Annotated in this window: 16 protein-coding genes and 1 riboswitch; of the genes, 2 read left to right on the forward strand and 14 right to left on the reverse strand. The window is 45.2% G+C overall.

The features are described from left to right. Positions 1–39 precede the first annotated feature (39 nt). From BMX69_RS14325 to BMX69_RS14370, 10 genes are all read right to left on the reverse strand, one after another. A complete protein-coding gene (locus BMX69_RS14325; protein ID WP_025234614.1) occupies positions 40–324 on the reverse strand; it encodes a CD3324 family protein in 285 nt (94 codons plus the stop codon). Positions 325–553: 229 nt separating this feature from the next. Continuing rightward, positions 554–1,213 carry a pentapeptide repeat-containing protein gene (locus tag BMX69_RS14330; protein WP_100042701.1) on the reverse strand — a complete coding sequence of 220 codons (660 nt, stop codon included), beginning with the start codon at positions 1,211–1,213 and terminating at the stop codon, positions 554–556. A gap of 232 nt (positions 1,214–1,445) precedes the next feature. Then, a complete protein-coding gene (locus BMX69_RS14335) occupies positions 1,446–2,372 on the reverse strand; it encodes a DMT family transporter (protein ID WP_100042702.1) in 927 nt (308 codons plus the stop codon). A gap of 160 nt (positions 2,373–2,532) precedes the next feature. Beyond that, positions 2,533–3,012, reverse strand: coding sequence for a 23S rRNA (pseudouridine(1915)-N(3))-methyltransferase RlmH (gene rlmH / locus BMX69_RS14340; RefSeq protein ID WP_092243959.1), 480 nt, complete (start codon positions 3,010–3,012; stop codon positions 2,533–2,535). 11 nt (positions 3,013–3,023) lie between these two features. After that, a complete protein-coding gene (locus tag BMX69_RS14345) occupies positions 3,024–4,052 on the reverse strand; it encodes an alpha/beta hydrolase (protein WP_100042703.1) in 1,029 nt (342 codons plus the stop codon). A gap of 29 nt (positions 4,053–4,081) precedes the next feature. Continuing rightward, entirely contained in the window at positions 4,082–5,938 is a 1,857-nt protein-coding gene (locus BMX69_RS14350; RefSeq protein WP_100042704.1) for a DUF6320 domain-containing protein, read from the reverse strand. Positions 5,939–5,950: 12 nt separating this feature from the next. Further along, positions 5,951–6,457, reverse strand: a complete 507-nt coding sequence (locus BMX69_RS14355) for a GNAT family N-acetyltransferase (protein ID WP_054791465.1) — start codon at positions 6,455–6,457, stop codon at positions 5,951–5,953. 115 nt (positions 6,458–6,572) lie between these two features. After that, positions 6,573–7,271, reverse strand: a complete 699-nt coding sequence (locus BMX69_RS14360) for a response regulator transcription factor (protein WP_025234634.1) — start codon at positions 7,269–7,271, stop codon at positions 6,573–6,575. Positions 7,272–7,292: 21 nt separating this feature from the next. Beyond that, entirely contained in the window at positions 7,293–7,967 is a 675-nt protein-coding gene (locus BMX69_RS14365) for a helix-hairpin-helix domain-containing protein (protein WP_100042705.1), read from the reverse strand. Between the two features lie 102 nt (positions 7,968–8,069). Then, entirely contained in the window at positions 8,070–8,495 is a 426-nt protein-coding gene (locus BMX69_RS14370; RefSeq protein WP_054791463.1) for a DMT family transporter, read from the reverse strand. 205 nt (positions 8,496–8,700) lie between these two features. Continuing rightward, a riboswitch (TPP riboswitch) is annotated at positions 8,701–8,799 on the forward strand. A 26-nt stretch (positions 8,800–8,825) separates the two neighbouring features. Here BMX69_RS14370 and thiT point away from each other — a divergent pair. Beyond that, positions 8,826–9,497, forward strand: coding sequence for an energy-coupled thiamine transporter ThiT (gene thiT / locus BMX69_RS14375; protein WP_092243944.1), 672 nt, complete (start codon positions 8,826–8,828; stop codon positions 9,495–9,497). A gap of 61 nt (positions 9,498–9,558) precedes the next feature. Here the strand turns inward: thiT and BMX69_RS14380 are convergent, their stop codons facing one another. Both BMX69_RS14380 and BMX69_RS14385 read right to left on the reverse strand, forming a co-directional pair. Continuing rightward, complete coding sequence (locus BMX69_RS14380; protein WP_100042706.1) at positions 9,559–10,395, reverse strand: bifunctional 5,10-methylenetetrahydrofolate dehydrogenase/5,10-methenyltetrahydrofolate cyclohydrolase; 837 nt, start codon at positions 10,393–10,395, stop codon at positions 9,559–9,561. Between the two features lie 20 nt (positions 10,396–10,415). Next, complete coding sequence (locus BMX69_RS14385; protein ID WP_054791462.1) at positions 10,416–11,045, reverse strand: cyclodeaminase/cyclohydrolase family protein; 630 nt, start codon at positions 11,043–11,045, stop codon at positions 10,416–10,418. A gap of 163 nt (positions 11,046–11,208) precedes the next feature. Between BMX69_RS14385 and BMX69_RS14390 the strand changes: the two genes are divergently transcribed. Continuing rightward, positions 11,209–12,840, forward strand: coding sequence for a PucR family transcriptional regulator (locus tag BMX69_RS14390; protein WP_100042707.1), 1,632 nt, complete (start codon positions 11,209–11,211; stop codon positions 12,838–12,840). Between the two features lie 3 nt (positions 12,841–12,843). On the opposite strand, the gene BMX69_RS14395 is transcribed toward BMX69_RS14390, so the two are convergent. Together BMX69_RS14395 and BMX69_RS14400 are read right to left on the reverse strand one after the other, a co-directional pair. Further along, complete coding sequence (locus BMX69_RS14395; RefSeq protein ID WP_100042708.1) at positions 12,844–13,803, reverse strand: DUF1177 domain-containing protein; 960 nt, start codon at positions 13,801–13,803, stop codon at positions 12,844–12,846. Positions 13,804–13,887: 84 nt separating this feature from the next. Next, positions 13,888–15,141 (reverse strand): M20 family metallopeptidase, encoded by a 1,254-nt coding sequence (locus BMX69_RS14400; protein WP_100042709.1) that lies wholly within the window; start codon positions 15,139–15,141, stop codon positions 13,888–13,890. Positions 15,142–15,146 lie beyond the last annotated feature (5 nt).

Raw genomic sequence — 15,146 nt, forward strand, 5'->3', positions numbered from 1 at the left:
AGAAAAGGCGGCGCACCGTTTTCTTACAGATGCGCCGCCTTATTCTAATTTCATATTTTTCTTTTCCTGAAGTACGATCCTCTGGATGCTTTTCTCGGACAGATAATAGCGCTCCGCCAAAAGCTTCACGCATATGCCGGAAAGGTAATCCTCATAGATGGATAAGTCCCGGAGCTTTCTTTCCTCCCTGGCACCTGTCCTCTGCCCCCAGGTTCGTTTATTTTCCTGTTTTCTGGGGATATAAACATACTCCCCGTCTATATAATTCTGAATTAATTCCACCAGCTCTTCCGGTAAAATCTCATTCGCTTTCTGATAGCGCATCGCTGCCTCCCAAACATATTTTTACTGTCAGGAATAGCAAAGGCTATACAATTACTTATTCATTTTAACTGCATAACCCGTGCTACGCAGCTTTTGAAGGTTCCATCATAAAAAAGCTCGCCTCCTTAAATAAACGCTTATCTTGTAACATAATTATAACCATTCTATCACATAAAGGATCATTGTAAACCTCATATTTGATCCAGAAACGTGTTAGAGCATCAGATGGTCAGTTTTTTATGACAATGCCAAGATACTTTGCCAGTTCCGCCGCCTGGTATAGATCCACCACAGCGCCCTTTATCTCCGTACAGTTATCAGACATTACCAGCCCCTGTATGGTGCTGCTGGTAAAATCCATTCCTTTCATCATGGTCTTAAAAAAACTGGCATTTTCCAGATTTGCCCGGTTCCATTCAAATGCCTTGCAGCGGCACTGGGTCAGGGATCCGCCCCGGACCTGGGAATCGGTAACGCGGATGTGCTCCAGTCTGGAAGAATCGAAATTGGCATAATTGAAATTACAGTCTTTTATTACGGTATGGAGCATGGTATTCCCGCAGAACTTTGTTCCCATACCCTTTGAGGAGGAAAATTCCGCCCGGTTAATATAGCTGTCCTCGAAATTGCAGTTGGATATGTCGCAGGCCCGGAATGCTACGTCAGTAAATTCTCCTTTTTCAAAGCTGCAATCCTGAAATATGCAGTTTTCAAATATGACGGCAGAAAAACGCATGTGGGAAAGATCTTCCTCCGTTACATGAAGATTTCTTATGAGAACATCGCTTACCGCTTCCTCCTGTTCTTTCCTGCGGTATAATTCATCCACATCTTCCAGAACAAAATCCATCGCCTCCGGAAGGATGGGGGTAAGAAGTTTCTGGCTCATATGCCCTTTCCTTTCATATCTTTATTTATCCTGGGCATACCCGGCTGTTATTCCTTTCCATGCCAGGCTGCCTCTTTTACTTCAGCCTCTTTATCATTTGACGGCTGCAAACAAAATGATCTGTTCCTAATATTACCAGACTAACAAGAGACTTTCAAGTTCATACGGATCAAAACATCAATATAAAACCCGCCAGCAAAAGTACACAGGCTGGCAGGTAAAAACCATTTCGTTATAGGTTAATAATCTCTGATTTTTTAGAAAAGGATACAATCATGCTGTTAAAGATCATACCAAACACAATAAACGATATGCCGAGAATTCCCAAGCCATCAGGCCGGGAATCCCCAAGAAGCCAGATGCCTCCCAGCAAGGTAAAAATGACCTCGCCCGACTGTGTGGATTCTATCACAGCAAGCTGCTTATGGTTCGACTTAACCATATCGGTGGCTTTAAAAAACAGCAACGTTGCGATCACTCCGGAAAAAACCGCAACACAGAAGGATTGTACCGTCTGACTTACAGAAGGTACCCCGGCATTAACCAGACCAAGTACAGATAAAATGAACCAGAAGGGAAGGCTGCATAACGTCATACCGTAAGTTCGCTGGATTGTAGAAAGCTGGTCTCCGCTTGCCTCCATGATTTTTCTGTTTCCCAAAGGATAGGAGACAGCCCCTATAAGAATAGGAAGCAGCGTCATAAGGGTTATTTTAATATCCAAATCTGCAATATTATGTACCTGTAAAAGAAAAACTCCGATTAAAATAAATCCTGATATACATAAATTTTTTATGGGTACACGCTTGTGGAATACAGGAGATAGTAAAATTCCCATTACGATTGTTACCTGCCAAGATGCCGCAATCAACCAGGATTCCCCATAATCGGCCGCATAAGAGATCGGTGCATAAAAAAGGCCAAATCCTACGGTACTCCATATAAACCAATTTAAAAAATTCTTTCTTATAACTTTATGGACTTGTTGAAACCCGTGCTGTTTCCCCACGATCAAAGCAAGAATTGGAAAGGTAAACAGGTATCGGAGGCTTGCACTCCATATCCAGCTTCCTCCGGACAGATGCATGCTACGGTTCAGCACAAATGTAAATGCAAAAAAGAAAGATCCGATAATACCAAATATAAGTGCTTTTTTCATGTTTTTATACTCCATTATGTCATCATCAGGTTCTTATCCTGTCTGGCTCAAATTTGATATAAAGCATCTACAAGTTCTGTGCACGATCATAAATTATTCATGCTGCTTTCCATCTAATATGACGAGTTTTTTCATCATAGCAAACACCTTAAGCAAAGGCTTATTTATGATACGGTTCCCCGCTGATAATCCGATAACTCCGATAAACCTGCTCCAGCAAAACTACTCTCATCAGCTGATGAGGAAACGTCATCCTGGAAAAGCTCAGCTTATAATCCGCCCGCCTTAAAACAGCATCAGAAAGCCCCAAAGATCCACCGATCACAAAAACAATATGGCTCACTCCTCCGATCCCAAGGCCGTTTATTTTCTCCGACAGTTCAACCGAATTAAGCATTTCCCCGTCAATTGCCAACGCGATCACATAAGCCCCGTCCTTAATCGAAGAAAGGATTCTTTCCCCTTCTTTATCCTTTATCTGCCTTTCGACTGCCTCGCTGGCCGAGTCCGGTGTCTTTTCGTCAGCCACCTGTACGATATCCAGTTTGCAGTAGCGGCTCAATCGTTTGCTGTATTCCCCGATGGCATCTGTATAAAACTTCTCCTTTATTTTTCCCACAGTTACCAGCGTAATCTTCATTGGTGTCTCCTTTATGCGTCCAGTTCTTTCTTCATCATGGCAATGAGAAGCTTAACCATATCTCTTGCCGGCTTTGTGTGCTCTGTTTTCACCTTTCGCACCACTTTTCCATCGGGTTTTACATTGATATGAAAAATGATCCGTAAAAACGACTCCACTTCATCCCATGCCTCCCGGCTCTCGGGGATCAAATCCAGCCCCATCTGAAATACATGAAACATTCCCTCATAAACGGAAACCCGCCGCTTCACTCCTGCATTTTTAAGCTTATCAGCCACAGTCAGCGTATCGCTTAAAAGCACCTCATAGCTTCCCACCTGCATGAGAACAGGAGGAAAACCTTCATATTCCCCAAATACCGGAGAAATATAAGGAATGCCAGGGTCCTCTCCGCCGATATATTCCGAATTGTAAAGCATATTATCCGTAGAATTTCCAAACAGCGGATCGATCTCGTAATTAGACACACGGCTTTCCCCGCTGTTGGTTAGATCTGTCCAGGCAGACATGGTGATAAACCCTCCGGGAAGGGCAATTCCATGATCTTTCAAATACAGCCCTAATGCCAGGCTCAATCCGCCTCCGGCAGAATCCCCGGCCACCGCAATATGCTCCGGCCGGTACCCTTTTTCCTCAATTAGCCACTGATAAGCAGCCACTGCATCCTCCAAAGCTGCCGGATATGGATGTTCCGGTGCCACCCGGTAATCAAGGGTCAAAACGTCCCCGCCGAAGCTTAGCTTGGAATACCGGACCGCAAATCTCCGGTAAATGTTCTTCATAGGCCCGATGTATCCGCCGCCGTGAAGCTGTAAGATCACCCGGTCCGTCACCACTCCCACTGGGCGCAGATACTCCATTTTCAAATGTTCCAGCTCTATGATTTCATATTCATAACCCGCCGGTCGGACCCAGGCAGGCTCCACCGGATTTTTCCTTAGTTCTCCGGTCCGGATGGGCTGTTTTAACGAAGTTTCCATTACATTCTGCATCATATCCCTCACAAGATTTCCTCTTACGCTCACTTTTTTCCGGCTCATCAACAATCCCCTCCTTTTCCGGCATCTTTTTACACATGAAACCGCCTTTTCAGTTCCGTTTTCACACTTCGATCACCAAGCACAATCGTAACGGCAAGAATGATCACTGTCACCGTCACAGTAAACAAGGCAAGAAACGGTCTGGTTAGAAGACCGGTCGCCCATAAAATCAAAGGAATAAAGCTGAACACTGTAACAGCAATCTGATACATAAAATAGCTCTGCCAGTTCATCCGATTCACCAGAATCAAAAAAACAATGGAAAGGTCCGCAAACAAAATGGTGCTTGGAATTCCGTAATTCACGGACCAACCATTATAACCCGTAGAATGATCCAGGGCCACTAAAAGTATTTGCGCAGCCACCGTCTGCAAAAGGATCTTAGATGCCAGATTCGCATGGCGCAAAACAGAATATTCAACGGTAAGAGCTGTATATGCCATAAGCCCGATGGCAATGATGGACCACAGAGAACCGGAATAGGTGGCATAATTGATCATCCCCAAAACAGCCCCTACAAAAAACAGCAATCCATAAAAGACAGTAACCAGCTTCTTAAGACGTTTCCTGTCATAACGGATCTGGGGATACATACCAAGATCATCCCGGTGATCCGGAACGCCGTTGCTCTCAAGACTCACCGGAATACTCATTTCTCTAAGAAAACCGAAAAAACGATCCTGAAGCCTGGTGTCCTGAAATACGGAAGTAAAGGTCACAATGACCTCTTCTCCATAGGAGCAGACCGCACATTTCATAGGCTGCCTCTTGGAAACGCCGATCATGATGGAAAACCGCTCGATTTCCTTTCTGTAATCCTCTTCAATATCAATCGGACCGATATTGGAAAGAGTCATGGTGTAGGCCTTCTCATTTTTCCGGAAAACCAGGTTTAATGCACACCATTTTACTAAAAGGGGCGCGGCCCGCAGATACCACTTCTTTTCATTGGAAACATTATAGGAGATGATTTGCTCCATCTTTTCCTTTGTGATCTTTGAATCCATCTGGCTGCTTACCGCTTCCAGTACCTCGGTAAAGGTATGCTCCTCACTGGTGGATAAAAAGTCAATAAGCGTCACCGCAAAAAAATTAGCGGTTGTCTCCGAGCCGAAAAAGGTCCGCAGGTTAATGGGGATACTGATGCCGATGGATTCCTCACAAGGCTTTCCGTCTAGATATTCCTGATAGATCGTAAAGATCAAAGCCGCCGTCAAAAATCTGGTGATGCTGACCCCGTAACTTTTTGCGGCTGTTTTTAACATCTTTAAATCCACATAGCCGTGAAGAACATTTTCCTCATCAAGAGGAAGGGCTTCTCCTGCCAGGTGGTAAGCTCTTCTTGAGCTATATTTACGTTTTTCGGTCTTTTTATAATGGCGGACGTAACTATCCTCTACATTCATGGAAACATCCGATGATATCTTCTGAGAGGCCCGGTGGCCGGTCCTTGAATTTTTCTTAAGATCCAGATACCGGTAAACAAGGGCCTTTAAAAAGTTCACCGCTCCCAGGCCGTCTGTAACCGCATGGAATACCTCCAGATTGATCCGCCTGTCAAAATATGTGACCCGGAACAAATAAAGCTGATTGCTGTGAGGATCAATGAATTTGCAGGGGTAAGTCGTTTCCCGTTCAATGACCGGCATCCTCTTGTTGTCCTCAAAATAATACCAGAAAAATCCCCTCCGCAGCCTCACCGAAAATCCCTCAAACTGAGGAAGGATCTCTTCCAGTGCACGCTGTAAGGTGCCCGGATCCACCTCTTCCTTTAAAACCGCGGAAATCCGGAATACATTGCTTAAATTTTCACTGGCTATGACCGGAAATATCTTTGCCGTATTGTCAAGCCGTCTCCACCGCTCTCCCTGGGGGCTTCTCTTCATACTGACGGTGCCTCACTTCCCTGTATCCATAAAATCGAGCCGCATGTCATACCAGACGGCTCCTCCGTGCACAGATCCGGACACTCCCATGTTACGGTATCCGAATTTTTCGTAATAGTGAATCAGCCTGTCCTTGCAGGTGAGTATCATTCCTTTCCTGCCACTTTTCCCTGCTTCTTCAATAAAACGTTTCATAAGCGCAGCGGCAACTCCCTGTCCCCGCCATTCTTTTATCACATCAAGTCCAAACACGCTTTGGTAAGCACCATCTGGGTTATGAAAATCTGCTTTTTCAAACATTTCGTCACAGATCGTATTCCCATCTGTAACACAGCCATTAATAAAACCGATGATCATCCCATCGGAAAGCTCCGCCACAAGAAAGCTTTCTGGAAAATGATCGATCCTCTGCAAAATGGCTTCTCTCCCTGCCGCCTCTTCCGGCGGAAAACAGAGGGCCTCCACTTCCACCACCCGGTCCAAATCCTCTTTTCTTACTTTTCTAATGCTGTAATCCATCCTATCGTTTCCCCGTTTCCAAAATTGATTCTTATCTAAGGAATTTTCTCTCCCAAAATTTAAAGAAAAGGCGGATTTCCCCGGTCTCCCGTCAGAAATCCTCCTCTTTCATTTACTAGACGCGGAAATAATATCCTACGCCCCACTTGGTATGCACATATTTAGGATCGCTGGGACTGGGTTCGATCTTTTCCCGGAGACGCCTTACATGAACGTCTACCGTCCGTACATCCCCCGTATCCATAGCTTTATTTCCCCATACATAAGTAAGAAGCTGTTCCCTGCTGTAAACCTTACCCGGATTGCAGGTAAGAAGCTCCAATAGGTCAAACTCCTTTGCCGTTAAATTGATCTCTTTCTCAGCAATAAACACTCTCCTGCTGTCCCGGTCCAGCTTCAAATCGCCTTCTTTTATCACCTGGCTGTCTTCCTGGTTATCCCGCTTGTTCTTCTTGGCATTCCGGCGCAGGATAGCTTTGATCCTTGCCTTTACCTCAAGAATGTTAAAAGGCTTTGTAATATAATCGTCGGCACCGTATTCCAGACCCAGGATCTTATCCATATCATTGCCCTTTGCCGTCAGCATGATAATGGGCATCTCGGAAAATTCCCGGATGGCCTGACACACTTCATATCCGTCATATTTGGGAAGCATGACATCCAACAGGACCACATCATACTCTTTCTGTTTTGCCAGATTAATGGCTTCCTCTCCGTCATAGGCACAGTCCACTTCCATACCGTCCTGTTCCAGACTGAATCTCATTCCTTTTACGATGAGTTTTTCATCATCAACTACTAAAACGCTTGCCATACTACACCTCTATCCTCTATTTCAAACCGTTATATCATCTTTTATTTTTTGAAACGCCGCATCTTTGATGCCGGATATCTTCATGATATCCTCGATCTTTTGAAATCCGCCGTGGCTATCCCGATACTTAAGGATATCAGCTGCCTTGGCTTCTCCGATTCCCCGAAGGGTCATCAGTTCCTCTTTGGTGGCTGTATTTAAATTTACCTTGTTTTTTTGTACGTTAGATGAAGCCTCTGCCTGTAAGGATATCTCTCCCCTGGCCTTTGCCGCTTCCACCTCTTCCTTGCCAGGGACCACGATCTTCATGCCGTCCTTGACCTGCTCCGCCATATTTAAATATTCTGCCGCAGCCTGGTTTGTGACTCCGCCTGCTTTCTCGATTGCCTGAAAAACCCGGCTTCCTTCTTTAAGCTCATAAACACCGGGAGAAACAACTTCTCCGCAGATATGTATATAGAAAGGCAGGGCTGATTCCTCTCCTGCACTTCCTAAGCTGGTCTCTTCTGCCGTTAAAGCCGCCGGGCCATCACCTGCTCCAATTCCGGTAACCGTTTCCCCGGAAGATAAAGCCGATTCCTCTGACAGAGAAATCCCTGGCCTGCGAACCTCCTGGCTTCTGCTCAAGCCGTAACATACACCCGCCCCTAAGACACACAGGGCGATAAGGATGATTTTAACTTTCTTGTAATCCATGATATCCCTCCTCTTACAAAAATCTCCAAAAAAGGATACCATCTTCAGCCTATGTTACTATTCTACCTAAAGAAATAAGTAAATACAAGCACTATTTCCAAATTAATTAAATATCATGATTCCGATAATGGCAACAACCGCGCCGATCAGCTTCTTCCATTCAAATCCTACCTTTTCAACACCGAACAAGCCAAACAACTCGATGGCGTAGGCAACAATGAACTGGGAAATTACAATAATCAGAGCCGCTTTGGCCGGCCCCAGGGTTCCCATACTCCTTACTACGGTATAGGTAATGAATGCACCCAAAACGCCGCCAATCAATAAGTACTTTGGCTGTACGTCAAATAGACCGGTAATGTTCTCCCTTCCGGAAAAATACCACAGAATGAGGCAGGTCAAAAATGCAGTCAGTTGTACCCAGCCTGTAGAAACCCACATGCTGGTCTGCTTTGTCACTCCCGTATTAAAAACTCCCTGTATGCTCATAAGCGCTCCGGATATAAGAGCAATAATAAAGCCTGTCATTAAAACAACCTCCGTATCTCCAATTTGTTAATAATAAATCAAGCGGATCTTATTTCAACTTTACTGCTTTTACTAGGTTGTGCTTAATTTGCATTTTTATACTGAATTTACAATTTGGTTATGGATCAGACATGCAAAAACATGACTTGATAAGGCTTGACAAGCCTGTGTATTTGCGCTATACTCACAGCAAAATTGTATAAATTACACACGCTAGGGGAGCCATTGGCTGAGATTGGTAGAAACCAAACCCTCACTACTTGAACCGGATAATGCCGGCGTAAGGAAGCAATAGTAGTCCCCTCCTGCGCACACAAAGGAGGATTTTTTATGTCATTTTTTCTAACTTACTCTGCAGAAAGTGAAGAGTATTTATTAAAGCCGGCAGGATACTTGCTGGTGATCGTTCTATTTGCTGCAATCTTTTTTGCCCTGCATCTTCTTGGCAGATCGTCTTCTAAATCTCAAAAGCTGCAGACCCGCCAGCTGGTTTACTGCGCAGGCGCAATGGCGCTTGCAACGGTAACTTCCTTTATCAAAGTAGCCTCCCTTCCTTTTGGCGGCTCCGTCACTCTGTTTTCCATGATGTTCATCTGCCTCATCGGTTATGTTTACGGTGTAAAGGCCGGGATCACGACCGGTGTAGCCTACGGAATTTTACAGTTTATCACGAACCCCTATATATTCGCTCCGATCCAGGTTCTTCTTGACTATCCCTTGGCATTCGGTGCTTTGGGGCTTTCCGGTCTGTTCAGTAATAAAAAGCACGGCCTTGTAGCCGGATATATTGTGGGAGTTACAGGTCGGTACTTATTCCATGTTATCTCCGGTTATATATTCTTTGCATCCTATACACCGGAGGGCATACCCCCATTGGTTTATACTCTGGGTTATAATGCCACTTATATCCTGCCAGAGTTGGTGTTAACCGTATTAATCCTGTATTTCCCACCAGTACTGGGAGCTATCGGACAGGTGAAGCGGCAGGCATTAAACGGATAAAAAACAGAGGCACTGCTTTTTCTGCAGCGCCTCTGTTTTATTTTTTCAATAAAAAAGAGTTTTATTTTTTAAGGGCAGCCAACACCAGATGCCTGGCCAGCACAGCCGTTGTCACCGCTCCTACACCTCCTGGTACAGGAGTTGCCATGGAGGCAGTTCCTTCTAAAGAATCAAAATCCACATCTCCGCAGAGCTTTCCGTCTTCGTCCACATTGATTCCCACATCAACCACTATGGCATCCGTACCTACAAAAGATGCATCCACCATCCTTGCACGTCCGGCAGCAGCCACAAGGATCTGAGCATTTTTACAGGTTTCCTTTAAATCTTCCGTACGGGTGTGGCAGATGGTAACCGTAGCGTTCTCTTTCAGCATCAGCATGGATAAGGGGCGGCCAACTACCATACTTCTGCCCACGATGGCTACTCTTTTTCCTGTCAGGGCAATATCATTGGCTTTTAGGACTTCCACCACCGCTTCCGCCGTACAGGGTGCAAATCCGGTATCGTCCCCGGCAAATACCCTGGCGATATTTTCTGGTGATATGCCATCCAAATCTTTTCCCGGGTCAATCATATGCTCAATATCCTTTTCCTTTATCTGCTTTGGCAGGGGACGAAGGAGAAGGATGCCATCGATGTCCGGGTTCTCATTGATCTTTGCGAATTCTTCTTTAAATGCTTCATCAGTGATGTCCTGGGGAAATGCAAAGCTTTCCCCTATAAGGCCGAAGCTTTCCATCTTCTTTAAAGCTCCCCGCTCGTAGGATAAGTCATCCGGCCGTTCTCCTACCCGCACAATGGCAAGCTTTGGCGTTTTTCCCTTTAAATCAATCAAAAGCGTTTCTACCTGTTCCTTTATTTTTGCAGATACGGCTGCACCCTTTAAGGTTATCACGTCTGTTTTCCTCCTCCTTATTATGCCTTTAACGCAGCTTCCACCTTCACATAGATGGCATCTGCCTTTCTGATTCCTTCTTCTGCCAGGTGATCCGCCTGAACCTGAAGCTGTCCGGCCTTTTCCCGATCCTTCATGGACTTTGTATTGATGGAAACATTCATCTTGGCTCCCAGCAGTGCGGAACGGATAAACTGAACTCCCACGCCTACGTCACTGACAGCCAGACGACTTCCCTTTTCTGCCAGGAACTCCATGATATCAAGAGTTTCCATGGAACGCTCCATGACCATGAGAGGAACCAGAGTGGCTGCAAGAAGGTGGGTTTCTAAGATTTCCGCCTTATGGAGTTTTTCTTCCTCCGTGCCGGAGGGAAGGCCGTATGCAGCCGCCAAAGGAACAAATACAACTTCGTCTTCATCCGCAAGCCTTAAAAATTCGCTTTTTAAAACTTCCAGCTTTTCAAGGATTGACTGCATTTCTTCTTCTACATCGGCATACCGCTTCTTGCCAAGAGTTAAGTTTACCACCATCTCTCCCAAAGCCGCTCCCATGGCACCGCCAAGACCTGCTGCTCCGCCACCGCCCGGCGTTGGGCTTTTTGAGGATAGTTTTTCAAGGAATGTGTGAATTGTAAAGTCCTGTATCATAATATTGATCCGCCTTTCCAACCGCATTTTATTTTCCATTATTATATAAGGCTTTCTATAAAAAAACAAGTTTAACTTGTCAAGTGAAACAGTCAATGCTAAGATTGTCAAAAATAATTAAGTCCCTGGTTAATCTTTGTTTTTGAATGAAAAGGAGCATGAAATGAAATATCCTCCCTTGACCCTTGGATGGTTTATATATGAAACCCCCATAGATAATCTGGAATTCATTGGAGAAGATGAAGCTCTTCATAAAACCATCACCGGCATCAGCGTGCTTGATAATCCTGACGGTGTAAAGTGGATAAAAAAGAATGAAATCGTTCTTACAACGGGTTACATTTTTTATAATGATTTTGAAATCCAGAAAAAAATAATTGCGGACCTCCATGCCATTGACTGTACCGCATTCTGCATTAAAGTGAAACGTTTTTTTGACAGGATTCCCGACTCCATGATCGAAGAGGCCGCCAAGTATGGACTTGCGCTTGTTTCGGTGCCTTTTTATCATGGTTATACAAACATTATAAATATAATAAACGAAAATCTTATTGAGCAGAAAATTTTAAGGCAGCAATTCATCCTCAGCGAGGCGGAAAAATTTCATGAATCCTTTTTTAACAGAGAAGGAATCATGAAAATGCTTGAGCGGATATCTAATTATACCAATTCCATGACAATGATAACCACAACTACTGATTTCCCCATCTATTACCGCATTCCGCCCAAAGAATACGGGGATTTTTCCAGAATTCACAAATTGCAGATCCAGCCGTTCCATTCCCTGCCGGAGAAAACACCAAAAGAGCTCGTCAGAAAACGTAACTTTTACTGCAATGACACACTCCTTACCTTTCATACCTTTCTGCTTCCCGACAACAAGCATTACTTATGTATTGATATCACCAAAAAAGAGATCGACACCACCATCATGGAAGTCCTTAAGCAGATATTCTCCGTACTCGCGCTGGAACTTACCTCCATTCAGATTCAAAACAGAGCCTTTTCCCAGGAAAATTACTATGATTCTTTTTTCTATATGCTTTCGGACATTAAAAATAAATCCATTGAGGAAATACGGGTGATCTGCGATGCCTATTCCTTTCCAAACGACTTAAAAAAGGTATGCATCACCCTGGAATGCCAGTCAAAAGAAAGCAAGCTTTTCCGCAGCCTCTACAATGCCGCAAACCAGGGACTGATCCATTTGGGCCATAAATACTTCTTATGCCACAACGAAAACCGTATTGTTATTTTTCTCCTGTATCCGAAACAAAAACCTAATGTGGAGGCGGTCTCACTGTCCAACCAGGCTGCCCTGCAGCTGTCGGATTATTTAAAGGATTATCAAACCTTTTTCAGACTTGGGATCAGCCGCTGCCATACTACCTGCACTTCCGTCGCAAAGGCATATGAAGAAAGCCTGCAGACATTGCACCTGCAGACCTCCGACCGCCAAACCACCCACATTCATTCTTATACCAGGCAATTTGCTTTTCATCTTCTAAACCAGCTGACCACTTATGAAAGAGAAAAAATATATGAAGATACCGTCAGCAGCCTTGCTATCTATGATTCCGAGAATAAAAGCGAGCTTCTTGTGACCCTTAAGGCATATTTGGAAAACTCTATGAATTTAACTGAAACCGCTCAGAAGCTTTTCATCCACAGGAATACCCTGACCGCCCGGCTATCCACCATCAAAAAGCTTCTGTGCAGCGATATCACTGCCATTGAGGACATCTTCCGTCTGTATTTGGGAATCTGCGCCTGGGAGCTGTTAAAAAACACTTAAATCCTAAGCGTCGTCGTCACATTCGTTTCCCGTTCCCAGGGTTTGAAAATGTCCCATGGTTCCATACAAATACTGGATCCTCTCAAACTCCATTTCATCATAGAAACTGCATTCTCCCCTGCCGTAAGCCTTAGCAACCTCCAGCATGAACCTTGCCGCCTCTTCACAATCCGTGATATGGGTTGCACCGGTTGCGCATCCTGCGACCGGCGCCTCCGTTGTTATGGCAACTCCGATCACGGGTGCTTTTGTGGCGGTTGCTGGCTGAAGAATGCTGTTTAAGTGATACAGTCCGTTTCCATAAGGCGTGATATCCTGCTGGGAAAGGGCGTATACATAAGGCAGTTTTCCTGTTGTTGTCTGCATCAGATCCAAAATGCTCTCGGAAACCCGCAATATGTATCCTTCCTTTACAGTAGGAGAAACGGCAAAGCCTCTGTTGTTGATGATCCTGTTTCCCTTTGTGGTATCTACGGATAAAATGGCATCCAGCTCCACTGTTACCTCTTCCTGATTCACCTGCGCCATATTCACCGGGGAATCCATAAACGGAACCGGCTTGTGCTCTCTGGTGGGCGCATCCGGGCAGATATGGGTGGATATAAAAACATCGCCATCCAGATAGTCCCCCTTGTTCTGCATGTCCAGCAGTTTCGCCGCTAAGGATAAGGCGATAAGGGCCCCATCCCCGTCAGAGACAAAACCAATTCTCTCCGGTCTGGCTCCCAGGCCTCCCAATCTTCCAAGCAGGCCGATGGTCGGGGCATCTAAACCTTTTGCCTTTCCTTTCGCTCCGGGAATCCTTACCTTAATCATATCGGTTTTTCCCTTTTGTCCCTCCAAGGTATATACTTCCACGTCAGCATCCGGCCTGATGGTTTTTAAATACTCCATTGCCCCCTTTCCGTTTGCATAGCTGCTGTCAAGCAGGTCATGTACCTCTATCAATTGTTTCATCAACATTGCGAATCCTCCAAAAATTTATTCTCGCGAAAGCAGCGGTCAGGCGCCAGGCGGCCTGACCTTGGTGACTGCCTGCGGGGTGTTTTACAAAACCTCCATAAGATCACAAATAGCACCTATATAAGTTTTGGCAGCCGTGACCACGTCCTGGATCTGGACCGTTTCATTATAGGAATGAATCCCAACCGTATTGGAAGGGCCGAACTGGATGGTGGGGATTCCAAGCAGCCGGTAATCCCTGGCATCACTTGATGCCCACTGGTAGGCAGGTATGACCTCTCTTCCCAATAATTCTTCTGTATTTTTCTTAAATGCCAGGACAATGGGGGCTTCATGGTCGGTGAAGTTGGCTTCGCTCTTATAATGAAGCTCATACTCCACCCCCTCTGCTCCGCTGGCCTCCATGATCTGCTCTAATACCTCTTCAATCTCTTCTTTGCGGACTCCGATGGGCAGCCGCACATCAACAATTGCCTCACAATAATCAGGAACCATATTGTGCCTGGTTCCTCCTTTTATAAGGCCTACATTTGTGGTCACATGATCAATGGCCCTTCCTAGTCCGGGAATATTATTTTCTTTCTCCGCCAGCATCTGGGAGTCCTTTAATGGCTTTTGCTGCCTGTCTGTAAAATGGCCCTTTATTTCCGTGAGCATGGAGATATGGGGAAGAACCCTGGATAATTTCAAAATAGCATTCTCTCCCTTAAAATTTCCAAGACTTCCATGGGCCGATTTCCCAAAGGCCTTCAAGGTCAGAAGAAGACCTCCCTTTTGTCCGATCTCAATGGTATTCATAGATGTTGGCTCCGCCACCAGACAGGCATCGGCATGGTCCGCATAGCCATTGGCACACAGCCACTGGGTTCCGAACTGCCCTCCGCTTTCCTCATCGGAAACTATGTGGAGCCTGATGTTCCCGTTTAACGGAACATGCTCTCTTTTCAAAAGGGAAAGGGCAAATAAAACGCCTGCAACGCCTGCCTTCATATCAGAGGTCCCTCTGCCTAAGATCTGGGTCTCTGTGATCTCACCGGAAAAGGGATCAAAATCCCACTGGCTCAAATCACCGGCCGGCACCACATCCACATGACCGTTTATAATCATGGAAAATCCTGTTTCACTTCCGATCCCTGCTACAATGCAGGGATAATCCGGATTGCAGCCGGTTTCTTTAAACTCAATCCCTGCTTCCCCAAGAAATGTTTCCACATAATCAATCACACCTCTCTGGGTGCCCGTAGGATTTTCGCTTTTTATCTGAATCAGTTCCGATACAAGCTGTATTAATTCTTCCCTATGCTCATCCACATAGTGCAGAAGTTTCTTTTTTGTCATCCCAT

The sequence above is a fragment of the Lacrimispora sphenoides JCM 1415 genome (genome assembly GCF_900105615.1).
Classification (GTDB): Bacteria; Bacillota; Clostridia; order Lachnospirales; family Lachnospiraceae; genus Lacrimispora; species Lacrimispora sphenoides.